Annotated in this window: 24 protein-coding genes, 1 other RNA gene and 2 pseudogenes; 11 read left to right on the plus strand and 16 right to left on the minus strand. The window is 63.4% G+C overall.

Annotated features, from left to right (window positions below):
* Positions 1–48 precede the first annotated feature (48 nt).
* Positions 49–1,017 (minus strand): tRNA (adenosine(37)-N6)-dimethylallyltransferase MiaA, encoded by a 969-nt coding sequence (miaA, locus tag NKI25_RS00455; RefSeq protein ID WP_352471648.1) that lies wholly within the window; start codon positions 1,015–1,017, stop codon positions 49–51.
* Here miaA and serB point away from each other — a divergent pair.
* Together serB and NKI25_RS00465 are read left to right on the plus strand one after the other, a co-directional pair.
* Entirely contained in the window at positions 1,007–1,894 is an 888-nt protein-coding gene (serB, locus tag NKI25_RS00460) for a phosphoserine phosphatase SerB (RefSeq protein ID WP_352997748.1), read from the plus strand. The genes miaA and serB overlap by 11 nt on opposite strands.
* Positions 1,891–2,463 carry a GNAT family N-acetyltransferase gene (locus NKI25_RS00465; protein ID WP_352997750.1) on the plus strand — a complete coding sequence of 191 codons (573 nt, stop codon included), beginning with the start codon at positions 1,891–1,893 and terminating at the stop codon, positions 2,461–2,463. The genes serB and NKI25_RS00465 overlap by 4 nt, the downstream gene beginning before the upstream one ends.
* A gap of 46 nt (positions 2,464–2,509) precedes the next feature.
* On the opposite strand, the gene NKI25_RS00470 is transcribed toward NKI25_RS00465, so the two are convergent.
* The 5 genes from NKI25_RS00470 to NKI25_RS00490 form a co-directional block, all read right to left on the minus strand.
* The gene (locus NKI25_RS00470; protein WP_023676691.1) at positions 2,510–4,027 is read right to left on the minus strand and encodes a DegQ family serine endoprotease; all 1,518 of its coding nucleotides are present in this window, start codon (positions 4,025–4,027) and stop codon (positions 2,510–2,512) included.
* A gap of 146 nt (positions 4,028–4,173) precedes the next feature.
* A complete protein-coding gene (gene hflC / locus NKI25_RS00475) occupies positions 4,174–5,136 on the minus strand; it encodes a protease modulator HflC (RefSeq protein WP_023676692.1) in 963 nt (320 codons plus the stop codon).
* Positions 5,136–6,230: an FtsH protease activity modulator HflK gene (hflK, locus tag NKI25_RS00480; RefSeq protein WP_352589570.1), complete on the minus strand. Its 1,095-nt coding sequence runs from the start codon at positions 6,228–6,230 to the stop codon at positions 5,136–5,138. Before hflK ends, hflC begins: the two co-directional genes overlap by 1 nt.
* A 162-nt stretch (positions 6,231–6,392) precedes the next feature.
* Positions 6,393–6,911: a dihydrofolate reductase gene (locus NKI25_RS00485; RefSeq protein WP_023676694.1), complete on the minus strand. Its 519-nt coding sequence runs from the start codon at positions 6,909–6,911 to the stop codon at positions 6,393–6,395.
* A complete protein-coding gene (locus NKI25_RS00490; protein ID WP_352589567.1) occupies positions 6,911–7,921 on the minus strand; it encodes a DUF4424 domain-containing protein in 1,011 nt (336 codons plus the stop codon). Before NKI25_RS00490 ends, NKI25_RS00485 begins: the two co-directional genes overlap by 1 nt.
* A 140-nt stretch (positions 7,922–8,061) precedes the next feature.
* Between NKI25_RS00490 and cobF the strand changes: the two genes are divergently transcribed.
* A complete protein-coding gene (cobF, locus tag NKI25_RS00495; protein WP_352589564.1) occupies positions 8,062–8,835 on the plus strand; it encodes a precorrin-6A synthase (deacetylating) in 774 nt (257 codons plus the stop codon).
* Between the two features lie 33 nt (positions 8,836–8,868).
* Here the strand turns inward: cobF and NKI25_RS00500 are convergent, their stop codons facing one another.
* From NKI25_RS00500 to NKI25_RS00525, 6 genes are all read right to left on the minus strand, one after another.
* The gene (locus tag NKI25_RS00500) at positions 8,869–9,210 is read right to left on the minus strand and encodes a winged helix-turn-helix domain-containing protein (protein WP_023676697.1); all 342 of its coding nucleotides are present in this window, start codon (positions 9,208–9,210) and stop codon (positions 8,869–8,871) included.
* A gap of 81 nt (positions 9,211–9,291) precedes the next feature.
* Entirely contained in the window at positions 9,292–10,404 is a 1,113-nt protein-coding gene (gene modC, locus NKI25_RS00505; protein WP_352589561.1) for a molybdenum ABC transporter ATP-binding protein, read from the minus strand.
* Complete coding sequence (gene modB / locus NKI25_RS00510) at positions 10,401–11,105, minus strand: molybdate ABC transporter permease subunit (RefSeq protein ID WP_023676699.1); 705 nt, start codon at positions 11,103–11,105, stop codon at positions 10,401–10,403. The genes modC and modB overlap by 4 nt, the downstream gene beginning before the upstream one ends.
* Before the next feature lie 15 nt (positions 11,106–11,120).
* Positions 11,121–11,912 carry a molybdate ABC transporter substrate-binding protein gene (modA, locus tag NKI25_RS00515; RefSeq protein WP_352589558.1) on the minus strand — a complete coding sequence of 264 codons (792 nt, stop codon included), beginning with the start codon at positions 11,910–11,912 and terminating at the stop codon, positions 11,121–11,123.
* Between the two features lie 285 nt (positions 11,913–12,197).
* On the minus strand, positions 12,198–12,992 hold the full coding sequence (locus tag NKI25_RS00520) for a thymidylate synthase (protein ID WP_023676701.1): 795 nt from the start codon (positions 12,990–12,992) through the stop codon (positions 12,198–12,200).
* Positions 12,993–13,105: 113 nt separating this feature from the next.
* On the minus strand, positions 13,106–13,417 hold the full coding sequence (locus NKI25_RS00525; protein ID WP_023676702.1) for a DUF2853 family protein: 312 nt from the start codon (positions 13,415–13,417) through the stop codon (positions 13,106–13,108).
* A 162-nt stretch (positions 13,418–13,579) separates the two neighbouring features.
* Here NKI25_RS00525 and ssrA point away from each other — a divergent pair.
* The 3 genes and pseudogenes from ssrA to NKI25_RS00540 all read left to right on the plus strand — a co-directional run bounded on the left by ssrA (position 13,580) and on the right by NKI25_RS00540 (position 15,502).
* Positions 13,580–13,935, plus strand: a transfer-messenger RNA (tmRNA) gene (ssrA, locus tag NKI25_RS00530).
* A 113-nt stretch (positions 13,936–14,048) separates the two neighbouring features.
* Positions 14,049–14,588, plus strand: a pseudogene (locus tag NKI25_RS00535) (AAA family ATPase).
* Positions 14,589–14,761: 173 nt separating this feature from the next.
* Positions 14,762–15,502 carry an SDR family oxidoreductase gene (locus tag NKI25_RS00540; RefSeq protein WP_031211759.1) on the plus strand — a complete coding sequence of 247 codons (741 nt, stop codon included), beginning with the start codon at positions 14,762–14,764 and terminating at the stop codon, positions 15,500–15,502.
* Positions 15,503–15,568: 66 nt separating this feature from the next.
* On the opposite strand, the pseudogene NKI25_RS00545 reads toward NKI25_RS00540, so the two are convergent.
* Together NKI25_RS00545 and NKI25_RS00550 are read right to left on the minus strand one after the other, a co-directional pair.
* A pseudogene (locus NKI25_RS00545) lies at positions 15,569–16,390 on the minus strand (LysR family transcriptional regulator); the annotation flags it as partial.
* A 101-nt stretch (positions 16,391–16,491) separates the two neighbouring features.
* Complete coding sequence (locus NKI25_RS00550; protein ID WP_352997754.1) at positions 16,492–17,697, minus strand: multidrug effflux MFS transporter; 1,206 nt, start codon at positions 17,695–17,697, stop codon at positions 16,492–16,494.
* A 167-nt stretch (positions 17,698–17,864) separates the two neighbouring features.
* Here NKI25_RS00550 and NKI25_RS00555 point away from each other — a divergent pair, with 167 nt between their 5' ends.
* From NKI25_RS00555 to NKI25_RS00570, 4 genes are all read left to right on the plus strand, one after another.
* The gene (locus NKI25_RS00555) at positions 17,865–18,554 is read left to right on the plus strand and encodes a TetR/AcrR family transcriptional regulator (RefSeq protein ID WP_023676706.1); all 690 of its coding nucleotides are present in this window, start codon (positions 17,865–17,867) and stop codon (positions 18,552–18,554) included.
* 134 nt (positions 18,555–18,688) lie between these two features.
* Positions 18,689–19,225 (plus strand): SspB family protein, encoded by a 537-nt coding sequence (locus tag NKI25_RS00560; protein ID WP_023676707.1) that lies wholly within the window; start codon positions 18,689–18,691, stop codon positions 19,223–19,225.
* 18 nt (positions 19,226–19,243) lie between these two features.
* Positions 19,244–19,447: a DUF4169 family protein gene (locus tag NKI25_RS00565; protein ID WP_023676708.1), complete on the plus strand. Its 204-nt coding sequence runs from the start codon at positions 19,244–19,246 to the stop codon at positions 19,445–19,447.
* A 20-nt stretch (positions 19,448–19,467) separates the two neighbouring features.
* On the plus strand, positions 19,468–19,689 hold the full coding sequence (locus NKI25_RS00570) for a ribbon-helix-helix domain-containing protein (protein ID WP_023676709.1): 222 nt from the start codon (positions 19,468–19,470) through the stop codon (positions 19,687–19,689).
* Between the two features lie 2 nt (positions 19,690–19,691).
* Here NKI25_RS00570 and NKI25_RS00575 read toward each other — a convergent pair whose 3' ends face one another.
* Complete coding sequence (locus NKI25_RS00575; RefSeq protein WP_352997756.1) at positions 19,692–21,485, minus strand: chloride channel protein; 1,794 nt, start codon at positions 21,483–21,485, stop codon at positions 19,692–19,694.
* Between the two features lie 154 nt (positions 21,486–21,639).
* Between NKI25_RS00575 and NKI25_RS00580 the strand changes: the two genes are divergently transcribed.
* Positions 21,640–22,077, plus strand: coding sequence for a MarR family winged helix-turn-helix transcriptional regulator (locus tag NKI25_RS00580; RefSeq protein WP_023676711.1), 438 nt, complete (start codon positions 21,640–21,642; stop codon positions 22,075–22,077).
* 11 nt (positions 22,078–22,088) lie between these two features.
* Here the strand turns inward: NKI25_RS00580 and NKI25_RS00585 are convergent, their stop codons facing one another.
* Complete coding sequence (locus NKI25_RS00585; protein ID WP_352997758.1) at positions 22,089–26,198, minus strand: AsmA family protein; 4,110 nt, start codon at positions 26,196–26,198, stop codon at positions 22,089–22,091.
* Positions 26,199–26,261: the final 63 nt, after the last annotated feature.

The following is a 26,261-nucleotide window of genomic DNA, read 5'->3' on the forward strand; positions in this document are numbered from 1 at the left end:
GTTAACCTGGACAACTTCAACGCGAAATGTCCCCTCGGTGTCGACTTTTCAGGTTGCGCTCGAAGGAGGGAGTGAGAGCATCGAGTCGATCCCCTCACCAGGACGCAATCTCTGCCATTCCGGGCCCAATTGGTGCCTGAACCAGGTCGCCTGCCGTTTGGCATATTGCCGCGTCGCGATTTTCGCGCGCTCGATGGCCTCGGGAAAACTGAAGGCGCCGGCCAGCGCGGCCTGAAGCTCGCGAACACCGATTGCTTTCATCGCCGGCAGGTCGGGATCGAGGCCGAGCGCTGAAAGCTGTTTCACCTCGTCCAGTGCCCCCTTGTCCAGCATGCGGTCGAAGCGAGCATCGATCCGCTCCACCAGCGCCGCTCGCTCCGGCTCGATGACGAAAAAGCGCGCGCTGCTCCTGTCGATCAACGGCCGGCCACGCGCGGCCTGCCAGTCCAGGATGGAACGCCCCGACGCGTCGAGCACCTCCAGCGCCCGCACGATGCGCTGGCCATCCGTCGGCTTCAGCATCATGCCGGCCGCAGAATCCTCGCGCAGCAGGATGCGGTGCAATCTCACTGCGCCTTGTTCCTGGAGCTCGTAGCGCCAGCGATCGCGGATCGACTTCGGAATGTCGGGCATCTCCGAGATACCTTCCGTGAGCGCCCGGAAATAAAGCCCGGTACCGCCGACGAAAATCACTGGCCGCTCCGAGAGCGTGCCGTCGTCGATCAGCTTCGTGACATCACGCAACCAGGCGCCGGTGGAATAGGCGGTGGACGGATCAACGTGTCCATAAAGAAAGTGGGGGACGCGGGCGAGTTCGGCAGGACCAGGCCGCGCCGTCAGCACGTCGAGCACCGAATAGCCTTGCATGGAATCGGTGTTGACGATGACACCGCCATTGCGCTCGGCGAGGTCGAGTGCGAGCGCCGACTTGCCGCTGGCGGTCGGCCCGGCTATCAGGATCGCGTTCTTCACGCGGCCTTCGCCCGCCTGTCCGCTGGAATTTTCGATGCCGCTGATCGCCACGCTTCTATCCCATCCCGCCGGCCGCGCATTGACGCCGACGCTAGCGAATATGGCCTCGCGGTCGGTCGGCGCAAGCGCTGTTCGCTGGCTGGCCGAAGGCATCGCCTGCGAACTCGACTTGCCGGAGACCGCCGACGCTTCCGAAATAACGGCGCGCCTGCAGGCCGCGCTTGCTTCCGAACCGATCGACGTGGCCGTCCAGCCGGCTGAGAACAGGCGCAAGAAGATCCTGATCGCCGACATGGATTCGACGATGATCGACCAGGAATGCATCGACGAGCTTGCCGACGAGATCGGCGTCAAGGATCGGGTCGCCGCCATCACGGCGCGATCGATGAACGGCGAGATCGCATTCGAGCCGGCCTTGCGCGAGCGCGTGGCGCTGCTCAAGGGTCTCGATGCCGTAATCATCGACCGCATCATCGACAATCGCCTGACGCTAGCCTCCGGCGGCCGCACGCTCGTCCAGACAATGGCGGCCAATGGCGCCTGGACTGCGCTGATCTCCGGTGGTTTCGACATCTTCACCACCCGCATCGCAACATTGCTCGGCTTTCACGAAAATCGCGCCAACCGGCTGATCGAGCAGGATCGCCGCTTCACCGGCTTGGTCGCCGAACCGATCCTCGGCCGCGCCGCCAAGGCCGAAGCCCTTATCGAGATTTCCGCCCGCCTCGGCCTGACGCCTGCCGATGCCATTGCCGTCGGCGACGGCGCCAACGATCTCGACATGATCCGTCTTGCCGGCATCGGCGTCGCCTTGCATGCCAAGCCGGCCGTGGCAGCCGAGGCAAAGATCCGCATCGACCACGGCGACCTCACCGCCTTGCTTTATCTGCAGGGTTATCGCCGGGAGGAATTTTTCGAATGACGCCGATCCGCACCGAGCGCCTGATCCTGCGCAACTGGGGAGATCGTCACCGCGAGCTCTTCCATCGCATCAATTCCGACGAGCGCGTCATGGAATTCTTTCCGTTTCGGCGCGACCGTGCCCAGTCGGACGCCAAGATGGAGGAGTTGCGCGCGGCTATCGATCGCGACGGCTTCGGCTTCGCGGCCGCTGAGATCGCAGCCACAGGTGAATGCATCGGCTTCGTCGGCATAACCCGAACCGATCATTTGCCATTCCTGCCGCCCGGCACGATCGAGATCGGCTGGCGGCTGGCACCCGAATTCTGGGGCCGCGGCTATGTCACCGAAGCAGCCGAAGCCTGGCTCACCTATGGCTTTGAAAGACTTGGCCTCGACGAAATCGTGTCCTTCGCAGTCAAGGATAACAGCCGGTCCACTGCCGTCATGGAGCGCCTGGGCATGATCGCCGACCCCGCCTCCGACTTCGACCATCCCGGTGTTCCGGACAGCCACACCGCACTCAGGCGACATGTCTTCTACAGGCTGTCACGCACAGACTGGCAGGCAAGAAAAAGAGCGGCCCGCTAGCCGCCCTTTTCCTTTTAACATCAGAGCGTTGCAGGCTCTTCCGGACTCAATCCATCCGGATCGTAACGAACCGCAACTCGCCGGTCTTCGACGCCAGCATCAAAAGCGCGTTCTTGCGCCCCTGCTCCTTCAGCGCGCCGATCCGGTCCATGACGTCCTTGGGCGTGGCGACCGATTCCTGCGCGATCTCGGTGATCACCTCGCCCGGCTGGATGCCGCGTTCGGCTGCCGCCGAATCCTTGGCGACGTCCGTCACGACGACGCCGGAGACATCGGTGGCGATGCCGAATTTCGTGCGCGTCTCCTCATTGAGCTCGCCGATCGTCATGCCGAGCACGGCAGCCGTCGAAACCGCAGGCGCCTTGTCGGCATCGTCCTGGTCGGTGTTGCCGTTTTCACCGCCGCTGGCAAGCTTTTCGCCGTCCTCGAGCCGGCCGAGCGTCACCTTGACGGTCTGCTCGACCCCTTTGCGCACGATGATCACGTCGACCGCCTTGCCGACCGGGCTCTCCGCCACGACGCGCGGCAGGTCGCGCATTTCATGGATGTCCTTGCCGTCAAATTTGATGATGACGTCGCCGGCCTGGATTGTGCCGTTGTCGACCGGCCCGCCCTTGATGACGCCGGCGACCAGCGCGCCCTTGGCGGTCGCCATGCCCAGGCTTTCGGCAATGTCGTCGGTCACCGGCTGGATGCGCACGCCGAGCCAGCCGCGCCGCGTCTCGCCGAACTGGCGAAGCTGGTCGACGACGCCCGAGGCAAGCTGCGACGGGATCGAGAAGCCGATGCCGATCGAGCCGCCCGATGGCGAGATGATTGCCGTGTTGATGCCGATGACCTCGCCGCTGCTGTTGAACAGCGGTCCGCCGGAATTGCCGCGGTTGATCGCGGCATCGGTCTGGATGAAGTCGTCATACGGGCCGGAATTGATGTCGCGATTGCGTGCCGAGACGATGCCGACCGTCACCGTGCCGCCGAGACCGAACGGATTGCCGATCGCCATCACCCAGTCGCCGACACGCATCGTGTTGGAATCGCCGAACTTCACCGCCGTCAGCTTGTGCCCTTTCGGATCGACCTTCAGCACCGCGACATCGGTCTTGGTGTCGGTGCCGACCAGCGTCGCCTTGAGCGTCACCCCATCGGAGAAATTCACCTCGATGTCGTCGGCATCGGCAATGACGTGGTTGTTGGTCACCACGATGCCCTGCTCGGCGTCGACCACGAAGCCGGAGCCCAGCGACTGCACCTTTTGCCCGCCGCCGCCCTTGTCGCCGCCACGGTTCTTGAAGAAATCGTCGAAGAAGTCCTGGAAGGGCGAGCCCTCCGGCAGCTGCGGCATCGGCACTGCGCCCGGCCCCTCAGTGCCTTTAACAGTCTGCGACGTCGAGATGTTGACCACGGCGCCAAGCAGGCCGGCGGCGAGATCGGCAACCGAGGGCGGCCCGTCGGCTGCCATCGTCGGCGCCACGAACGACGGAACGGCAACGGCGCCGACCAGAAGCGCAGCGGCCCCGGCGATGAACGTCCGCCTCGCTGCACGCAGAAGGGTGGTGGATGTCATCGAAAGGCCTCCGGGTGTTCTGAAAAAAAACCGCTTCGGCAAAAATGCCGGTCCGCGTCATGTTGGCAAGAAATAAGGCACGTTTGCGGCTATGGCTACCGCCAGAGAATAAATCCTCTGTTACGCCGGCTATCCCTGCACCGGCCCTACTGGCCGGTGCTTGGCTGCGCTGCCGGTGGGGCGGGAGCGGCAGGTGCTGGCGCTGGTGCCGCCGGTGCCACAGGCGTTTCCTTGCTGTCCGGGTCGCGGAAGAAGCGGAAGAACTCGGAATTCGGCGACAGCACCATCGTCGTTCCGGCGCTGTTCAGCGCCGTGCCATAGGCATTCATCGACCGATAGAAATCGAAGAAGGCCGGATCGCGCTGATAGGCCCCGGCAAACGTGGCACTGCGCTGGGCTTCACCTTCACCGCGCAGGATTTCAGACTCTTTTTGCGCTTCGGCGACGATTTCGACCACTTCGCGGTCGGCGCGAGCCCTGATCCGCTGCGCTGCCTCATTGCCTCGCGCCCTCAGCCGCTCGGCTTCGGCGAGACGTTCGGCCTTCATGCGATCGAAGGTCTGCTGCGAGACTTCGGCCGTGAGATCGGTGCGGCGGATGCGGACATCCTCGATCTGCAGGCCAAGCGAGGTGGCATCGGGCCTCAGCTGATCGCGCACCTCGCGCATCATCACCGCGCGCTCTTCCGAGAGCGCCGCCTCGAAGTCTCGCAGGCCATAGACGCGGCGCAAGGCGGCGTCGAGACGCGTCCTCAGCCGGGCCTCGGCCAGTTCGATCTGGCCGGACACCGCGGCGCGGAACACGCGCGGATCCGAGATACGATAGGCGATAAAGGCATCGACCTCATAGAATTTGCCGCCCGAAACCTGGACACGGATGTTGTCGAGGTCGAAGCGCAGGACCCTGTTTTCGATCAGCTGCACGGTGTCGGCATCGAAGAAGGAGAATGGCGCCTTGAAATAGATGCCCGGCTGGTTCTTGACGTCGACGATTTCGCCGAACCTGAGCACCAGCGCCTGCTGGCGCGCATTGACGACGAAGACCGACGAGTAGAGCAGGAACAGGATGACCGCGGCGATGACCGCAATGACGGGAAGACGGTTGGCCATCACTGGTTTCCTCCGGTGGTCGGTGTCGGCGCCTTCTGCTGCAATGCCGGCAGCGGCAGGTAGGGAACGACCCCTTGCCCGTTGCCTTGCTCGACGATGACCTTGCTCGAATCCTTCAGCACCCTCTCCATCGTTTCCAGGTAGAGTCGCTTGCGCGTCACCTCCGGCGCCTTGGCATATTCGTCATAAACCGAGATGAAGCGCTGCGCCTCGCCTTCGGCCTCCTGCACGACCCGGTTTTTGTAGGCGGCCGCGTCTTCGCGGATCTGTGCGGCCGCACCGCGTGCCTGGCCGAGCTTCTGATTGGAATACTGATTGGCCTGCTCGACGAACTTGTCCTCGTCCTGCTCGGCGCGCTGCACCTCGTCGAACGCGTCTGCCACCTCGCGCGGTGGCGCGGCGTCCTCGATCGAAATGGCGTTGACGTTGAGGCCGGCCTTGTAACCATCCAGCGTCGTCTGGATGATCTCACGCACCGACGCCGCGATGCCTTGCCGGTCGTCGCGGAAAATGTCCTGCGCCGGGCGCCGGCCGACCGCTTCGCGCATCGCGCTTTCGGCGACCTGCTGCAGCATGCCGTCCGGGTCGGACACGTCGAATAGATAGGCCTTAGGGTCGGAGACCTGATAGGCCACAGAGAACTGCACATTGACGATGTTCTGGTCGCCGGAAAGCATCAGGCCATTGCCGCTGGAACTGCCGCCGCCGATACTGACAAGCTGCTCGGCGATGTTGGCGGTCTCGACCGTTTCGATGGGCCACCAATGGAAATGCAGGCCAGGCTGCGACAGCTCCGCCTTCGGCTTGCCGAACCTGAGTTCCACCGCAACTTCGTCGGGCTGCACGGTGTAGACCGCCTTGAACGCCCATAGCACCACCAGCGCCGCGGCAATCAGCCCGAACACGGCAGGGCTCGCGCCACCGCCGCCCGGCAGCGCGCGCCGCAACCTGTCCTGCCCGCGCCGGATGATATCCTCGAGATCGGGAGGCGAGCCCTGCGGGCCGCTGGGTCCTTTTGGTCCCTGACCCCAAGGCCCCTGATTGTTGCCGCCGCCCCACGGGCCGCCGCCGCCGCTCTTGTCGTTCCAGGGCATGAATGTCCTTTCGCTTGGAATTCCCTCAAGCGCCGGCTCACCGGCGCAAAATCCAATATTATTATTCTATAGGGATGCAGCGGCACGCTTTCAACGCGATCGGCTGCCGCCACTGTCCGCCTTTTGGGTCCATCTAGACCTGTCGCGACCCCTTTGTCGCCTTCAATGCACGTCGCGGCGCCGCTCGTAAACCGAATAGCGTGTCGCATGGCTGTCCTTTTCGCCAGCCTCCACCTCCTGCGAGCGGACGATCCGCCACAGCGCCGGATCGATCGGCGGGAAATGGGCATCGCCGTCGACCGCGGCCAGAACATGGGTCACGTGCAGCCGATCGGCCAACGGCAGCGCCTGAGCGTAGATCTCGCCGCCGCCGATGACGCAGATCTCGTCGGCGCCGGCCATGCAGCGCCCGCGCACCGTCGCCAGCGCGATTGCGTCCTCGATCGAGTGCGCGACTTCGACGCCCTCGGCGCGCCATGCCCTGTCTCGTGTCACCACGATGTTGAGCCTGCCCGGCAATGGGCGGCCGATGCCTTCATAGGTCTTGCGGCCCATGATGATGGGCTTGCCCATCGTATCGGCTTTGAACCGCTTGAGATCGGTGGACAGCCGCCACGGCAACCCACCCTCGCGCCCGATCACGCCGTTCTCGGCGATGGCGACATAAATCGCGAGGTCCATCAGCCGCCGTTTCCGCCATCGGATGGCTCCAGCAGCAATATGTCGATGTCGTGCTCGGGGTAGAAGTTCTGCGCCTTCATCTCGAACGTCGTCGGTCCGATCTTCCTGACGTTTTCGCCGCAAAACGAGACCAGGTTCTTCGGATCGCCCTTGTCGACGGTCAGCTTGAACGTGCCGATGTTTCCCGACGCCCAGTTGCCGCCCGTGGTCAGGATATAGGCGATGCGGTTCTCGAAATATTTGGGGTAGCCGTCGGGATCGTCCTTGGCTGCCTTGCGCACGGCATTCTCGAAGGCATCGTCCATGCAGTAGCGTGTCTTGTAGGCGGCATACTGACCCTGGAACTGGCCGTCATAGAAGAAGCTGACCGAGGAGGTGCCGCCGACGCTCGGCTTGTAGCGATGCGAGACATGGACCGCCTTGTTGGCCGGAAACGTCGAGCGCCACCAATAGGTCGAGCGCAATTGCCAGAACGGCGTATAGACGGTCTTCATGCCCGAACCGTCGTCGGCAGTGTCCTCGATGATGATGCCGCGGTTGACCCAGTCGTCGGCGACCGCTTGCGGCAGCTTTGCCAGCGCTGCCTTGGCCCCATCGCCGAACGGATAGAATGGCACGGCCTGCGCCTTCAGGTCAGCGCCGATGTCGATGCCGAGCGCGAACACCTTCTGCTCGAGCTGCGGCTTTGCCGGCACCCCGTCGATCGTCACTTCGAAGCCGAGGAAATTGTCGCTCTGCGCCTCCGGAATCGCCGGTATTTCTTCGGGATCGCCTTCGATGTCGGGCATCGGAAAGGCGACGATCGCATCGACATCCTTGTCGGTGTTGTTGCGGAAGACGTAGTCGACCGTCACCTTTTCCGGCGAGATGTAGAGATCCTCGCTTTCCATCGCCACCGCATCGCTGCGCGAAAGGATCAGCCCACCGGTGCCGAGTTCGGCGACCGAATCATTGGCGAGCGCAGGCGTAGCCGAGAGCGCCAAGGCTGCGGTCAGGACGTAACGGAACATGGAAGCTCCCCCGGCGAGATGCCAACATGACTCTAGCTGTTCAATGTGGCGTTTCAAAGCCTTTCGGCAAATGCGCCGGCGCCCGCCGGCATGTCGTGTCGGTCTAGACACGCCGGTCCCGATCGGGCAGGAGTTCGCCCATGCGCAAGCTTCTCGTCATCGGCATCGGCGCCGGCAATCCGGAGCACATGACGGTCCAGGCCATTAACGGTCTCAACCGGGCCGACGTGCTGTTCATTCCCGACAAGGGCGCCAAGAAGAACGATCTCGCCGAATTGCGCCGCCAGATCTGCGACCGCTTCGTCATTAATCCGAACTCGCGCCGTGTCGAATTCGAGGTGCCGGTGCGCGCCGAGCCGGCGCCTTCCTACCGCTCGACCGTCGACGACTGGCACGAGGCGATCGCCGCGATCTACGAAGGCCTGATCCGCGACGAACTCCCTGAAGATGGCTCCGGCGCCTTCCTGATCTGGGGCGATCCGTCGCTCTACGACAGTGCGCTGCGCATCCTCGACCGCGTGCGCCTCAGAGGCAGTGTAGCGTTCGAGCTGGAGGTCATCCCTGGCATCACCGCCATCCAGGCACTCGCAGCCAGCCACAAAATGGCATTGAACCGGATCGGCGACGCCATTTTGATCACCACCGGCCGCCGGCTCGCCGAGGAAGGTCTGCCCGAAAACGCCGGCAGCACCATCGTCATGCTGGACGGCAAATGCGCCTTCAACACGCTGGACGACAACGACGTCACCGTCCACTGGGGCGCCTATCTCGGGACGCCCGACGAGATCGTCATCTCGGGCCGGATTGGCGACGTCGGCGACAAGATCGTGAGCACCCGTGAGCAGGCCCGCCGGAAAAAAGGCTGGATCATGGACACCTATCTGCTGCGCAAGCCGGGCGAGCCTAAGAAGTAACAGGGATCACACGCGGCATGAATTCCGCCGGCGTCACGCTGCGTCGATCTCGGCCTGCAGCGCCTCCATATGCGCCGCCGCTGCTGAAGACGCAGCCCGCTCGATCGCGCGGAAGCGGCTGACCACAGCAAGCCCAACCGATGTCAACTGGGCGCCACCGCCTTTTTTGCCGCCCGTCTGTGCCGCAACCAGCGGCTTGCCGAACACGCGGTTCATGTCTTCGACCAGATCCCAGGCGTGCTTGTAGGACATCTCCATGCCGCGTGCCGCGGCCGAAATCGAGCCGAAGGCGGCGATCTGTTCCAGAAGCTCGATCTTGCCCGGTCCGATGCGGCCATCTGGATCGAGATTTATCCGCAAACTCAGCGACGGCATTTGCTCCTCCGCGGTGACGCTATTCTACAAGTTCTGCAGCGATACCGCTATTCCAAAACGATATAGCGAATCATCGGCCGTTCACTCATCCGCCTCGGCGGGCAGGCCGGCGCCGGTATTCGCCCGGTCGAAGCTCACCGTCTTGACCACGGCGAAGACCTGTCGACCAAGCCGAAGCCCCAGTGTCTGCCGCGACTGTTCGGTGATGCGGGCAAGCACGGTTGCGCCATTGCAGTCGAGGCCAATCTCGACCGTAGGCCCTTCGCCCGGCTCTATCGCCACGATCGTGCCCGGCAATATGTTGAGCGCGCTGAGGCCAACCGGCTGCTCGGTGGCGATCATCACGTCGCGGGCACGGATGCGGACGCGCACCGGCGCACCGGCTGGCGTTGCCAGAAGCGGCACCCGGATCTCGCCCGCCAATGAGCCTAGCACCGTCATGCCAAAGGCTTCGTCGTGGCGCAGAACCGCGGTATCCAGCACGGCACCGCCCTCGCCGCGCTCTTCGGCCGGCAATAGATCCAGACGCTGCATGATCGCTCCGGTCGGACCGGAAGCGGCGACCTTTCCTTGCATCAGCACCACGACGTCGCTCGCCAGCCGCGCCACTTCGGCGATAGAGTGGCTGACATAGACGATCGGGATTTTCGTCTCGTCGCGCAGCCGCTCGATATAAGGCAAGATCTCGGCCTTGCGCCCCTCGTCGAGCGAAGCCAGCGGCTCGTCCATCAGCAGCAATTTCGGACTGGCAAGCAGCGCCCTGCCGATTGCCACACGCTGCTTCTCGCCACCGGAGAGTTTTGCCGGCCGCCGGTCGAGCAAATGGCCGATCCCGAGCAGTTCGACCACGCCATTGATATCCGCGTAACGCTCGGCAGCCGGCGTGAACCAGCGGCCATAGCGCAGATTGCTCGCCACGCTCATATGCGGAAACAGCCGCGCATCCTGGAACACCATACCGATCCGCCGTTTGTGCTTCGGCACGAACAGACCGGCATCGCTATCGACCAGCACGCGGCCGTCTGCCGCGATACGACCTTTGTCGGGGCGGATCAGCCCGGCAATCAAATTGATCAGCGTCGTCTTTCCGGAGCCGGAAGGCCCGAACAGCGCAGTCAGCCGCCCGGCGCTTTCGAAGCGGGCATTGACGGTGAAATCGCCAAGCCGGTGGCTGATGTCGACCTGAACCGTCATTCGATGTCCATCCGCCGGCCGACGCGCCGCGCCAGCACTTCCGAGGCAACAAGTGCCGCCATCGAGATGACGATCGAGATCAGCGTCAGCCTGAGCGCGCCGGCGTCGCCGCCGGGAACCTGCGTGAAAGTGTAGATCGCCGACGGTAGCGTCTGCGTCTCGTTCGGAATGTTGGAGACAAAGGTGATCGTCGCGCCGAATTCGCCCATCGCCTTGGCGAAGGAGAGGATCGCACCGGCGATCAGGCCGGGCAGGATAAGCGGCAGCGTGATCGTGCCGAATACCCATAGCGGATTGGCGCCGAGCGTGCCGGCGGCCGCCTCGATTTTGCGGTCGACGGCCTCGATAGACAGCCGGATGGCCCGCACCATCAGCGGAAAGCCCATCACGCCGCAGGCGAGCGCGGCGCCAGTCCAGCGGAAGGAAAAAACGATGCCGAAATGTTCGGCCAGGAAAGCGCCGGCCGGACCACGTTTGCCGAAAGTCAAAAGCAGCAAATAGCCGGTCACCACCGGCGGCAGGATCAGCGGCAGATGCACCAGACCATTGAGCAGCGTCTTGCCCCAGAACTGGCCGCGGGCAAGCACAAGAGCGATCAGAATGCCCGGCGGCAGGCTGGCAATCATCGCCACGGTCGCCACCTTGATCGACAGCCGGACCGCATTCCATTCGTCGGGAGCGAGATCCAGCAGCCAGTTCATGTGCGGTGCCGTACGTCAGTTGCTCGGCGCGAGGATTGTAAAACCTTGCGCCTTGAAGAGTTCGCCAGCCTTGGCGGATTGCAGGCATTTCAGGAATGCCGGGGTATCCCTGCTCTTCGAATCGGCAAGCTGGGCGACCGGATAGATGATCGGCGGATGGGTACCCGCGGGGAAAGTGCCGACCACCTTGACGCCAGGTTCCGCATGCGCATCCGTGGCGTAGACGATGCCGAGTGCTGCCTCGCCGGTCGATACCAGTTTTAGAGCGGCGCGGACATTCTCGGCCTGCGCCACCTTGCCTTCGACCGAAGACCAGGCACCGAGCGATTCGAGGGCTGCCTTGCCGTATTTGCCTGCCGGCACAGCTTTGACATCGCCCATGGCAAGTTTGCCGTCACCGACGAGCTTGGCAAGATCGAAACCCTTTTCGATCCTGGTTTCAACCTTGGAATCCCGCGGCGCAACCAGCACGATCTGGTTACCGAGCAATTTCACTTCGGTGCCGGGCTTGGTCAGCTTCCTGTCGGCAAGATATTTCATCCAGTCGAGATCGGCCGAGATGAACAGGTCTGCCGGCGCGCCGCTTTCAATCTGCCTGGCCAGCGCCGAGCTCGCCGCGTAGGAAATGGTCGCCGCCTCGCCGACATCGGCCTCGCAGGCCTTGTTGACGGCATCGAGCCCATCCTTCAGGCTCGCCGCGGCAAACACGACCACCTTGTCATCGGCATGGGCCGCCGGCACCGCGGCCATCAGCATGGCGGCGAGACCCGCGATGGCAATCGTCGTCGAACCTTTGCGCGCCAGCATGAAACTCTCCTCGTCTCAGAACGCCCGAAGCCGTCCATCGATATATCCATGTGAACATAACAAGGAAAGGCTCTTTACCGCCGACGGCATTCTGAGCTGAGGTTTTCCCGGCCTGCGATAATCGTCGTTGGATACAGCGGCGTCGAAGCCGAAGGAAATATTCACATAAAATCAGCGACCCGGGATTGCGCGTGAGGTCGACGTCGGCCGATCGAGATTGATGCTGACAACGCCCGAGGGCGCAGCCGCAGTAGGCAATTTCGATATGGATGGTCAGGTATGGTGCTAGACCGCGATCGGCGCCTTGATCGTCGCGTCGGCGAAATAGTTCTCGAGCCGGAAATCCTCGAAGCGGAAGGCAAAGAGATCCTTCACCTCGGGATTGATCCACAGCGTCGGCAACGCCTTGGGCGTGCGCCGCAATTGTTCGCGCGCCTGCTCGAAATGGTTCGAGTAAAGATGCGCGTCGCCGAGCGTGTGGATGAAATCGCCGGGTTTCAATCCGGTCACCTGCGCCACCATCAGCGTCAGCAACGCATAGGAAGCGATGTTGAACGGCACACCGAGAAAGATATCGCCCGAACGCTGGTAGAGCTGGCAGGAAAGCTTGCCTTCCGAAACATAGAACTGGAACAGGCAGTGGCAGGGCGGCAAGGCCATGGCCTCCACCTCGGCCGGGTTCCACGCCGAAACGATCAGCCGCCGCGAATTAGGATTTTTGCGTATCTCCTTCAGAAGATTCGCAATCTGGTCGATGGCGCCGCCATGGCCGTCCGGCCACGACCGCCATTGTTTGCCATAGACCGGGCCGAGATCGCCGTTCTCGTCGGCCCACTCATCCCAGATCGAGACGCCGTGATCGTTGAGATATTTGATGTTGGTGTCGCCGGCCAGGAACCACAAAAGCTCGTGGATAATCGACTTCAGGTGCAGCTTCTTGGTGGTGGTGACCGGAAAGCCGCGGGCCAGGTCGAAGCGCATCTGGTAGCCGAATACCGAGCGCGTTCCGGTGCCGGTGCGGTCGCCGCGATCGGCGCCGTTTTCCAGCACATGCTTCAGAAGGTCGAGATACTGGCGCATCGGCTCCGGTCCGATTCGGGTTGTCAGCCATCATAGCCGAATGACCGTCGGCCGAACACAGCAAAGCGACACGATTCCAGCAGAAGCCTCACCAGCACCGGCGGCGAGGTTGCTCAGAGCGAGCCGAGCATGCCCAGATCCTTGGCGACGAGGTAATAGAATGTCACCCGGCTCTTGCTGTTGTCGGCCGCCATAGCCTTGCAGGTCTTTTCGATAGCCGCATCCGCCTTGGCACCGTCGGTGACGCCGAGCTTGCCGGCGACCCAGCTGTTCCTGACGCGCTTCAGTTCCTCCGGGTCGGTGCAGGACACCAGCGAGGAATCGCGGTTCCTGAGCGCGATGCCCAGATGCTTGACGATCTTGGCGACCGCGTCGGCATCCGCCGCCGCATCATATTTCTTTACGTCTGCGAGATAATCGGCCATCGAATTTCCCCTCGTCGGCGCCACGGGATCCGGTCAATGAGGATTGTGGCGCGCTGCCGCAAGTATGCGCTAGGTCTCCTCACCGCCACAAAGCTTCGGTTGAGACCGGCTGCAAGTCAACCCCTTGATGATCCACTTTAACACGGACGAAAGTGGCATTCCGGCCTTTCATTTTCCACCGTCAGTCCCTATATTCGCCTCGTCGGCTCGACCGACTATGGCGATAAACAGGCGATGAAATAAGCCGTTCGGACCCGGGGGCGGTACCCGGCGCCTCCACCAAAAACCGCTGCTCAGGAGCGGCTTTTGCTGGGGGCGAAATAGGATCGACGAAGGTGTAAAGATCGTACTTTTGCCCGGCATTGTACCACCGTTATCGGGCTAAACTTATAGTTGCCAACGACAACTATGCGGAAGCACGTCTCGCCGCGTAAGCGGTGCGATAGCTTCAATTCAAGCCCTAGTGGTTCGCACTTCTAGGCGGGGTTCGGAGGTACCTGGCAACAGAAACCTCCATTTCTCCCTCTCGACATATGCAGAAGCAGGCCCCGCCGGCCGGGCTTTCATGTGCCCTGACGGGTCCAAAAAATCCCTGTCTTCATACTTCCCCCATCCAATCCATGGATCAGAAATGCGAAACGATTCCAATCGGTTTTTCGTGCTGACCGGCGGTCCGGGCTCAGGCAAGACAACATTGATCGACTCTTAAGGTGGCAGGCCTCGCAACCTCGGGCGAAGCCGGGCGCAGCATCATTCACGACCAATTGGCGATAGGCGGCAAGGCCCTGCCCTGGCGGCTCTGTTCGCCGAGTTGATGCTGTCTTGGGAGTTGCGCTCCTACCGGATCGCGGGCGAGGAATCCGGCCTGGTCTTCTTCGATCGCGGCGTGCCGGACACTCTTGGCTATCTGCGCCTGACCGGGGTGCCGGTTCCCGATCACGCCACGAATGCCGCCCGACGCTTCCGCTATGCCAGGCGCGTCTTCGTCGCGCCGCCATGGCCAGAAATCTTTCGGCAGGACAACGAGCGCAAGCAAACGATGGACGAGGCTGAACGCACCTTTCACGCACTCGTCGCCGTTTACACGGAACTAGGCTACGAGCTGGTGCCGCTGCCCTTGGCGCCCGTCGAAACGCGGCTGCGGTTCGTCCTCTCCGAGACAGCGTCGTAGCGAAGCGCCGCAAGCGACGGTTTTGCGAAAGCCCAAGGGCCTCCCATCATCGGAACCTCCGATGGCAGCATTCGTTTCTTCCCGTTTCCCTTCTTCCACGCCTTTGCGGGACAAGGCCTCAGTTTCTCGCCGCGTGTGGTCATGCCCGGCGAGCTGCCTCATGGAGAGATAAGATGAACCAGGAAACCACACCGAAACACGAACGCATCCTGATCGTTGGCGGCAGTTCCGGCATGGGGCTGTCGCTGGCCGAACAGCAGCTTGCCGCCGGCGCCGAGGTTACGATCGTCGGCCGCTCCGAGGACCGGTTGTCGGCCGCACGGCAGCGCGTGCCTCACCCCGAAAGGCTGAGGACGATCGCAGCCGACGTCACTAGCGAGGACGAGGTCCAGCGCCTGTTCCAGGAGGTCGGCACGCTCGACCACATCGTCTCGACCGCCGCCGACGTCACCGGCGTCTATGTATTGCTTCCCGAGATGGACATCTCGGCGGCGCGGAAAGTGATGGATTCCAAAGTCGTCGGACCGCTTCTTCTTGCCAAGCATGGCGCGCCTCGTCTGACGCCTAGGGGATCGATCACGCTGACCTCAGGCATCGCCGCCTATCGTCCGGCGGCGAAAGGCTCGGTGGTGGCAGCCGTTAATGGGGCACTTGGCTCACTCGCCTACGCGCTTGCCGTCGAACTGGCGCCGATCCGCGTCAACGTCGTTTCGCCGGGCTGGGTCGACACGCCGATTTGGGATGCCGTCGTCGGCAGCGGAAAGGTGGCTGCGCTGGAGGCCATGGCAAAGCGTCTGCTCGTCGGCCGGATCGGCCAGGCAACCGACATTGCCCAGGCCATCACGTCCCTCATGCACAACGGCTTCATCACCGGAACCGTGCTTCATGTCGATGGTGGCCAGCGGCTGGTCTAGTGACGGCCAGACCTCGCGAACCATTGCGAGGAACAGCCGCATGACCGGCGCTTGAATGCGCCGGTGGCGCCATACCATGATGACCGGCGTCACCGGGCTGCTTGCGACCCAAGGCAACACGACAACATTGGCGTCAGCCGCGGAAGCCACGAGACGCGGAACCAGCGCGCATCCAAGACCGGCTGCGACAAGGCCCCGTATCGCACCCATGCTGGCGAACTCGCCGACGAGTTTTGGACGGTCAGGCAACGTTGCGGCAAACGTTTCGTCGAACATCCGCCTATAGACGCAACCGGGCTGGGTCACGAGGAAGGCCTCGTCAGCCAGGTCGTCGGGCGTCATGGCAGAATGTCCAGCCAATCGGTGATTTGCCGGCATTATGGTGACGAGCTCTTCCACTGCCACTTGCTCGCTTCGCAGCTCCGGCGCCGCCGCCGGGACGGCTCCGAAATGGAAAGATACGTCCAGCGCCCCGCTTGTCACGCCGGCACGCAACCCACTGCTATCGTCCGCCCTGAGGTTCAGTTTCACATCGGGATGGCGCCGATGGAATTCCGCCAGCAGAGCTGGCAAGCGTGTCGAGCAAAGCGTCTCCAGGCCGCCGACAGTCAGGCGACCGGCAACCGTGCCGCTCGCGTCGGCGACTGCGGAACGGGCTTCGTCCGCGAGGTCGAGGAGATCGTTTGCGTAGTCCAGCAGGCGTTGTCCCGCCGCCGTCAGCTTCAAGCCACGCCGTGACCTGTCGAACAGCGACGTGCCTAGATCGCTTTCCAGCGCCTGGATCTGTTCGGTCACGCTCGATTGGGCAAGATGAACCCGCTCGGAGGCGCGTGTGATGTTCAAGGTGGTGGCGACCGCCACGAAGGTTTTGAGATGTCGAAGCTGCATGTCCTGAACCCGTCATATAGGCATAGACTGCTTTGAACCGGGACGGCAAACGTGAAAAGGCCGGGAACATCGCCCGGCCTTTTTGTCTCGATAGGCGAAGTTTACTCCGCCGGCGCTTCCGCGACGTCCCGGCTGCGGCCGAGCGTTATTTTGGCCAGTGTGAAGGAGATCGCCGCGCAGAGCGTGATGCCCGCCACCATCGGCAGCGGCGTGCCGTCGAAAAACACGCCGGCGACGCCCATGGCGACCGCGCCGATGGCGAAGTGCAGCGTGCCCATCAGCGCCGACGCGGTACCCGCGATCTCGCCATGCTCTTCCATGGCCAGCACCGACGTCGTCGGGATGACCAGGCCGAGAAAGCCGTAGCCGATGAACAGCAGCGCCGCCATCACGTCGAGCCGGTCGACACCCGATGCCATCACCGCGAACAGCACCACCATCGTCGTCGCATAGCCGGTCACCGCGACGCGCACCACGCGCTGCAGCCCGAACCGCTCCGACAGCAACCCGGTCAGCTGCGACATGCCGATAAAGGCAACCGCATTGATCGAGAAGAACACGCTGTAGACCGAAGGCGACAGGCCATAATGGTCGATCAGGATGAAGGACGAGCTCGACAGATAGACGAAGAAGCTCGCAATGCCGAAGCCGGCGATGGCCGTCAGGCCAAGGAAGTTGCGGTCGCCCATCAGGAAGCGGTAGCCGGAAAGTGCCGTCCCGAAGGACGACCCGGCGCGCTCCTCGACCGGCCGTGTCTCCTTGAGCGAGGTCGCCAGCAGGACGGTGGCGAGCACGGCCGCGCCCGTCACCGTCCAGAACACGGCGCGCCAGCCGAAATTCTCGATGATCTGGCTACCGGTCAGCGGTGCCAGGATCGGCGACACCGAAAACACAAGCATCAGCAGCGACATCAGCTTGGCGGCCTCGGTGCCGGTATGCAGATCGCGCACGATCGCGCGCGGCACGGCCATGCCGGCGCTGGCGCCGAGCCCTTGCAGGAAGCGGAAGGCGATCAGCCATTCGATCGAGGGAGCCAGCGCCGAGCCGACGCCGCCGACCATGAACAGCGCCAGGCCGCCGTAGAGTGGCAGCTTGCGGCCGACCATGTCGGAGATCGGTCCGACGACGATCTGGCCGAAGCCCATGGAAAGAAAGAAGATCAGCAGGCTCATCTGCACCGCGGCAGTGCCGGCATGCAGATCCTCACCGATTGAAGGCAGGGCCGGAAGATACATGTCGATGGCAAACGGGCCGATCGCGGACAACAGGCCGAGCACGACCGCAATGCGGAGGAATTTGGCGTTCATGATAGCAGGCTCTTTCGAATTCTGGTTGCCGCCGAGGACCGGCGTATAACCCTAGGACGTTCCATCCCGTGGAGTTCCGACTCTTCTGCGGAACGAAACCCCTTCGTGCAAGTCCACAAATTTAGACAGGCTTGTCTAATTCGTCAACCACCTCTATATAGTTTTGCATGAAGGCCAACGTCTCTCCTGACATTTTCCCGCCGCGAGGCCACGAGGCCAAGCGCATGTCGATTGTCGATACCGCCGCCTCGGTCTTCTGCCGCGAAAGCTTTGCCGGTGCCAATATCGACATGATTGCCGCCGAGGCCGGCGTCTCCCGCCAGACCATCTACAATCATCACGGCGACAAGGAAAAACTCTTCGTTGCCATCGTCCGCGACCTCACCGAACGTTGCAATGCCGGCATCTTTGCCACGATTTCCACTTTTCCCGATCAGCCGAAGGATCTCGAGGCCGACCTCATCGCCTTTGCTGTGCGGATGAACCACAACTGCATCTGCAACCGCGACGGCAAATTCCTGCGCAAGCTGATCCAGACCGAGGGCGGGCGCTATCCCGAGTTGTTCGCCGAATGGCGCGAAGAAGGACCGGGCAGGACATGGCCAGCGATCGCCGCCCGCTTCGCCCGCCTCGCTCATGCCGGCTTCCTTGACATCGACGATCCCGATGTCGCAGCGCGCCAGTTCATGGCGCTTGCCAATGCCGAGTTGCAGACGACGTTCATGCTCGGCGGCACACCGACCGAGGACGAGGTGGTGCAGTCGGCGACAAATGGCGTGCGCACCTTCCTGCGCGCCTTCGGCAAGCGGCAGCCTATGGCCCGGGCAAGCAAACAGGGCGCGCTCGCCAGCGCTTGACGATCAAAGCCGTTTGACGATCAAATCGTCGGCAATGGGCTTCGCTTCCGCACGCCGGCGATCTATATCCGGTTTACGCCGCGCTCAAGCTTGATTACAGCTATCAGGACGATTCAACGGAACCCGACAGCCACATGGCCGACGACCACATCCGCTACGACATTCTGGCCCAGGAGGCGTTGCGCGGCGTCATGCGCAAGGTCCTGGCCGAGGTCGCGCGCACCGGTCTCCCGGGCAACCATCATTTCTTCATCACCTTTCTCACCGGCGCGCCGGGCGTGCGCGTGTCGTCGCGGCTGCGCGAGCGCTATCCCGAACAGATGACCATCGTCATCCAGTTCCAGTATTGGGACCTGAAGGTGAGCGACACCGGCTTTGAGGTCGGGCTGTCGTTTTCCGACGTGCCGGAGAAACTGGAAATCCCGTTCTCGGCCGTACGCGGCTTTTACGACCCGTCCGTCAACTTCGAGCTCGAATTCGACGTCAAGACCGATACCCCGGCGGAACAGGAGACAAAGGCCAAGCCTGCTCCCGAACCGCTGGCCATCGTCGCCGAGAAAAAGCCCGAGACGAAGAAGAAAACCGCCGAGGCGGAAAAGAAGCCTGCCGCGGCCGACGCCGGCGCCAAGGGCGCCGACGTGGTGTCGCTTGACGCCTTCCGCAAGAAGTGACCCGACGGGCGGCGTGACATGGCCGAGATCGTCAATCTCCGTCAGGCACGCAAGCAGAAGGCGCGAGCCGAGAAGGAGCGCCTGGCCGAACAGAACCGGGCGCTGCATGGCCGTTCCAAACCCAGCCGGGATCGCGACCGCCTGATCGCCGACAAGGCCGATAAATTCGTCGCCGGCCATCGCCGCGAAAATTCGGGCGATTCGGACAAATCCGATGCTTGAAGTGTGAGTAGGATCGTCTCGTGAGCCCGGTGGAAAAGCGCTCGGTCACCATTCGCGGCCACCGCACCAGCTATTCGCTCGAAAAGCCTTTTTACGACGAACTGGGCGCCATCGCGGCCGTGCGAAAACTGACGCTCGCCGCGCTTGTCGCCGAAATCGACGAGAGCCGCCCGCGGGATGCCAATCTCTCCTCGGCGCTCCGGCTCTATGTGCTGGATTGGGCCAAGCGCGGCAAGTTGTAGCTTCAGGCAACGCTATCCTGTTTCCTGTGCCGGATACGGAAGCGCAGCAAAGCCGAGCGGTCGCGTTCTTCGGCCTGTTTCTTCGATCTGACGCGCATCAGGTCCTTCCAGCCGACATAGCCCACCAGCCGGGCATTTTCTCGCGTGACGACCGGCAAATGGGACACGTTCGCCATCAGCAGCTTGTCGGAGAGGCCCTCGAGATACTCATCCGGATAGGCCAGCGTGACCTTGCTGCCGGCCAGCAGTTCGCCAAGCGTCGTCGTGCGGTGCTTGCCGGCGCGTCTCCAGCGCAGGATCGCCGGCGGGTCGATGACGCCGAGCACGTGGCCCTCTTCGTCGACGACCGGAAAGCTCGGATGCCGTGTCTCGGGCGCCGTCAGGAACGCTGCAGCGCCATGCAGCGTCATCGTCGCCGGCACGCTTTCGACCTCGCTGGTCATCACTTCGCGCACCCTGGTCAGGGCGAACGGATCGACACGGTATTCGCGAACCATGTGATGCCCTCGCCTTGCAATTTTTTCGGTGAGGATCGAACGCTTCATCAATAGCACGGTCACCGCATGCGCGGTGGCAGTCGCCGCAATCAGCGGCACCAGGACATGGGTGTTGCCGGTCAGTTCGACCGCAAAGAAGGTGGCGGTCAGCGGCGCACGCATGGTGCCGCCCATCGTCGCCGCCATCGCCAGCAGCGCCCAGAAGCCCGGATCCGCGGCCGGCAGGAAGCCGGCGAGGACCGCGCCCATCGCCCCGCCCATGATCAGCAGCGGCGCCAGCACACCTCCCGACGTTCCCGAGCCGAGTGCGACCGACCAGATGATCGCCTTCACCACCAACAGGGTGAGCGCGGCGGTCGCTATCGTGCGGCCATCCAGCATGTCGGCGATATTGTCATAGCCGACGCCGAGCGCCTGCGGCTCGATCAGCCCGCCAATGCCGACCACCAGGCCGCCGAGCATCGGCCACCACATCCAGTGGATGGGCAGCTTCTGGAAACCGTCCTCGCAGGCATAGACCATCTGGGTCAGCAACCCTGATAGCAGCCCGGCTGCCATGCCGACCAGCACCCAGCCGGCAAGGCCGGGAAATGAAACCTCCATGCCGCCCTGAAACGGGAAGATCGGCCCCGGCAGATGCAGCATGGTGCGCTCGACCTCGGCAATGATGGCGGCGACCGCCACGGGAATGAAGCTGCGCGGCGTCCATTCGAAGAGCAGCAATTCCACCGCAAGCATGATGGCGGCGATCGGCGTTCCGAACACGGTGGTCATGCCGGCCGCCGCACCCGCCACCAGCAGCGTCTTGCGTTCATTGTCGCTGACCGGCAGCATCCGCGCTATCAGCGAACCGATGGCGCCGCCGGTCATGATGATCGGCCCTTCCGCGCCGAATGGCCCGCCGGTACCGATCGAGACCGCCGACGACAACGGCTTCAGGATTGCCACCTTGGCGTCGAGCCGCGAGCGTCCGAGCAGGATCGCCTCGATGGCTTCGGGAATACCATGGCCGCGAATCTTTTCGCTTCCGAAGCGAGCCATCACACCGATGATCAGTGCCCCGATGACCGGAACAAATACCGAGGCATAGCCAAGCGGCGTATCCTGCAGTTTCAGGTCGGCGAGCGTGAACTGGCCAAAATAGGCGATGTTCGTGGCAAGCCGGATCAGCTTCAAAAGGGCAATGCCGGCAAACAACCCCGCCGTCGCAACCACCACTGCTATGCCGGCAATGAGCAGCACCCGGGCATCGGTGGTAAAATCGCGCAGATGGCCGGGGTTGGCGTGATCGGACTTCATTTGCAAACCTTGCTTTCTGGCGGCGTGCCGACTTGCGGATGGGTCGCCGGCCGTGCCACCGAAGATGGCGGGCACGAGCCATGTTGGTGCGCTCTGTATCGTAACGCGATATAAATGTTCAAGGCCCGTTTGCGGCTTTGTCGGAAAGGAATCGATGGCAGACACTTCGAAGCCACAAAAGCGCGGCGCAACGATCGGGCCGGCCGACTACCAGAGGCTGTCCGAATTTCGTTACCTGATCCGCTGCTTTCTCGAATTCAGCCAGATCCAGGCGCAGGAAGCCGGCCTGACACCACGCCAGCATCAGGCCCTGCTTGCAATCAAAGGGTTCCCCGGCGGAGGGCCGGTGACCATTGGCGACCTCGCGGAGCGCCTGCGCATCCGCCATCACAGCGCAGTGGAATTGGTCAACCGTCTTTGCGAAGCCGGGCTCGTCGCGAGGGACCACGACGAGGAGGACCACCGCCGCGTGCTGCTGCGGCTGACCGAGCGCGCCGACGACAGTCTCGCCAACCTGTCAGCCGCTCATCTCGACGAACTCGGGCGGATCGAGCCGATGCTGAAGCGCTTGCTTGCTGGACGCGACACATAAGGGATGCGCCGTCACCCGCCATTCAGCGATTTTAGCAGATCGTCGATCGACGAGGGATCGAACTTGAGCTTTGGCGGGGGCTGCACTGGCGGTGGCACGTTATTTGCGGCCGGTGGCGCCCGTTCCGCTCGCTCCGCCGCGGCCTTGCGTTCGGCGTCGAGCCTTGCCTTCTCTTCCGAGGCGATCCGCAACGCCTCTTCCGCCCTCTGGCGTTGCTGTTCTTCGGCCTGCGCTGCTTCCTCGGCAGCCTGTTGCGCCGCCTTGGCTTTGGCTTCGGCCTTTGCAGCCGCCTCGGCTTTCGCCCTGGCCTCGGCTTCGGCCTTCGCCGCTGCATCCGCCTTCGCCTTGGCTTCAGCCTGCGCCCTGGCCTCCGCTTCGGCTTGGGCCTGCGCCTCAGCTTCGGCCTTTGCCTTGGCGTCCGCTTCAGCCTTCGCTTTGGCCTCAGCGTGCGCCCTCGCCTCCGCATCCGCCTGTGCCTTGGCGTCCGCTTCAGCCTTCGCCTTGGCTTCAGCCTGCGCCCTCGCCTCGGCTTCGGCTTGGGCCTGAGCCTCGGCTTCGGCCTTTGCCTTGGCGTCGGCCTCGGCCTTCAGCCGCGCTGCTTCCTGTTGTCTGCGCAGTTCCTCCGCCGCTCTTTCACGCTCGGTTTGCAGCGCAGCGTAGTAGCGCACCTCACGCCGCAGCCTTTGTTTCTCGAGCAGTGCGGCTTGCATGGCTTCGACCCGCTGCTGCTCCTTTTCCAGCGCACGCTGGGTCAGGAACTGTGCCAGCGGCTCGCTGTCGAACTGCCGTTTGGTGGCGCCAAACGGCCCGTCGACGCTGAAATTCAAAATCGGTTCGGAGCCGACCAGCGCCTCGTCGCCGGGCCGGTAAGCGATCTCGCCCTTGGCATCGACGGTGCTGGTATTCAGATCGGCGGTGATGTCGGCGGACAGCGTCGCGCCCGGGCTTTCGAATTTGACCGGTGGCGTCCTCAGCGTGCCGCCCGCGATGGTGAAGGCAATATCGGTGTCCTGCGCCGGAAAACTGCCCGACGCGGCGATCTGCGGCACAAAGCCGGCGGTCTTCGACGCGTCGATATCGCGCCCTATCGCGTCGGCCTTGGCGATGAATGCGCCAAAGGCATCGGGATTGAAGCCGGCAATAGTCATGCCCTTGAGCGTTGCCGTGCCGGAACCGGACAGCGCCGCAACCATCGCGTCGACCGATTTGCCGCTGGTCGAAAGCGCCGTCGAGAACTCGCCGCTTCCGCTGATGCCGGCCTCCGGCAGCACGGCTGCCAGATCGGCGCCGGCGAGTTTCATCTGACCGGAGAAAAGCCCGGTGCCGTCATTGTTCTTGAGCTCGAACAGGCCACTCAACGCGCCGCCGAGGAACTTTGCCTTGAGGTCGGAAACGCGGATGCCCTCCTGGTCGAGCTGCAGCGACAGCGCAGTGTCATAGGCGGTGGCAAGCGGGCCGGCGGCAAGCGACGCCGCCGTCAGATCGAGATCGGCGGTAAATGGCAGACTGGATTTCTGGCTGAACGGTGCCGTCGGCCAGGTCCTGTCATTGACAAGGAAGGCCTGGTCACCGAACAGCATCACCGCCATCGGATCGAGGTCCAGCTCGTCCAGCGACAGCGCGCCGGCAAGATGCGGCAGCCCCTCTTTGATGTCGATATTTACGTCACCGGAAACCGCCGCTTCGTTGACGGCGCCGCTGAGGCCGCTCAGCACCAGGAGACCATTGCCGTAATCGGCATCGGCCGCAAGCGACGTCGACATGCCGGTGCCCATGCCGGGCAGGCCGACGCCGGTCGTCATCAGCCATGGCTCGATGTCGGCCGTTTCAAGGCTGACCTTGCCCTTGGCGGCCGCGCCTTGAGGCGTGTCGGCAATTGTCCCGTCGAAACCAGCTTTGAAGTCGTTGCCGGCCAGGCTGAAGCGTGTCGCCAGGCCGCCGCCAAGCGTGCCTTTGGCCGAGACGTCGGTGGTCGCCTCGCCGAGCATGCCGAGTGGCAGCGCCGGCAGACCGTAAAGCGCCAGCAGCGCGGTGGCGTCGGCGTTCCTTGCGTTGAAGGCCAGCGTCACCGGCGCTTCGAGAGGCCGGTCGAGCGCCCCTTTGCCGGACAACGACGCCGAAAAGGCCGAGCCACCGGCCTTGCCCTGTGCGCTCATTGCCAGTCCGGTCGTACCGTCGCCATTGTCTGCGGCACTCGTGACCGCGTCGATACGCGCATCCTGGAACAGCTCGGGATAGGCACCAGCACGCTCCGCCAGCCCCTTCAGCACCGCATTATCCGGATAATGCCGGACGGCGACGTCGATCAGCGGCTTGAGGTCGACGGCGACCACCGAGGCGTCGAGCTTACCGGTCGGGCTCGCCGGGAAATCCTTGATCCGGCCGGTAGCGCTGATCGAGGCGCCGGCAAGCCCGCCAACCGACAGCCGGTCGATCTCAAGCAACCCGTCGCGCAATCTCAGCGCGGTGTCGACGCTATCGGCGGTCAACCCACCGGCGCTGACCGGCCCGGCCTTGATCTGGAAATCGAGGTCGCGGTCGGAAAAGCGGTTGGCACCCTTGTCGCTGACGAAGATCGAGGCGAAGGCGGCGAGCCCATCGACGTCGAGTTCGCCACCTTCCAGTTGCATCAGCACCGATGGCCTTGTGTCGTCGGGCTGGCTGGAATCGATGCGGCCGGAGAACTTCGCCTTGCCGAGGATGAGTTCGAGATCGCTGAAGGCCTGGTGTTTTTCGCTCAAGTCGACCTTGGCCTTGAAGCCGGCAGCCGGCAAACGGCGGATCGCCTCGTCGACGTCCTTAGACAGCCATGCGGCAAAGCCGGAGGGCTGCGCCACCGCCAGAAGCAGCGATCCGGTGAAACCGAAATGGTCCTCGACGCTGACCAAGCCATTGGCTTCCAGCTTAGCGCGGCCGGGCAGCGTGGCGGCCAGCGATTTTACCGCCCAGCCGCCCTCGGCCGGTTCGGCGGACAGGTGCACGTCGCGAACGGTGGTATCGCCTGCCACCACGGCCGGCAGTTTCACCTCGACCGTGCCCGGTATGGTCGGCTTCGGCAGATCGAGCAGCGCCTGCTCCAGCGCCGCCACCCGCTCGGACAGCGTCAATCCGGCACCGGCCGCCGCCCCCACGGCCTCGTCGAACTGCACCTGCGCGCCATTGGCCTCGATCGAGAAATGCGGCTTCAGCCCAAGGTCGACCGCAGCCTTGCCGTCGGCGGTGTAGGGATTGTCGAGCGGTCCGGTCTCGAAGCGAAATTCGTCGACGCCGAGCTTCTGATGGTCGAGCGAAAACTTGCCGTTCAGCCTGAAGCCCGGGTCCGGTTTGCCGGCGCTGACTTTCAGTGCCTCGCCGCCGGTGCCGCGCAGCTGCGCCGCAGTTCGGTCTGCGCCCGATATCTTGAACTGGCCCGAATAGACCGCGGCGCCCTCGACGAGGCCCACATTGCCGTCGGTCTCGATGACCAGCGGATAGTCATCCGGATCGGCCTTGAGCCTGAGCCGCATTTGCCCGTCCGGTTCGGTCTTGCCGGTGGAAGCGGCGATAGTGGTCCGCAACCCGTCCAGCAACAGCGAGCCGTCCAGCCGCCAGGGGCCGGCCAGCGACTTGGCCGAGATCGTCGAGTTGATCTCGGAAATAAGATGGCTGCGCCCGCCGGCGGCGTGGCTGAGCGCGATCTGTCCTTCCGTCACCGTCAGCTTCTCGATGGAGATCTGGCCGGGATCGAAGGGCGAAGACGGCCGTATCGTCCAGTCGACCGTGCCGTCGGCGGCGATGTCGATGCTCGCCTTCGGCCGCACCAGCCGCATGTCGAAGATCAGCACCTCGCCGCGCAGGAATGGCGCGAGTTCTGCATCCATCGAAAAGGTTTCGACGGTCATCGCCGGCTGGCCGTTGGGGCCACCGGCAACGGCGACGTTGGAAAAGGTCACCGAGGGGAACGGCAACAGCCTTGCCGTTGCATCGCCTCGCACGGTCACCTTGCGACCCAGGACGGCACTCGCCTCGCGCTCGAAATCGGCACGGTAACCTGTCCAGTCGACAAAGTACGGCACCACCAGCGCCGCACACAGCACCAGCACAAGAAGCCCACCGAAGATCACGAACAGGCGTGCGAGCATGAACTCCTAGACAGTCGATAGTAAAGTCAGTGGCACTCTACCCGCATCAGCGTGTCGATAAAG

This window comes from Mesorhizobium sp. M0808 (assembly GCF_040320025.1).
Taxonomy (GTDB): Bacteria; Pseudomonadota; Alphaproteobacteria; order Rhizobiales; family Rhizobiaceae; genus Mesorhizobium.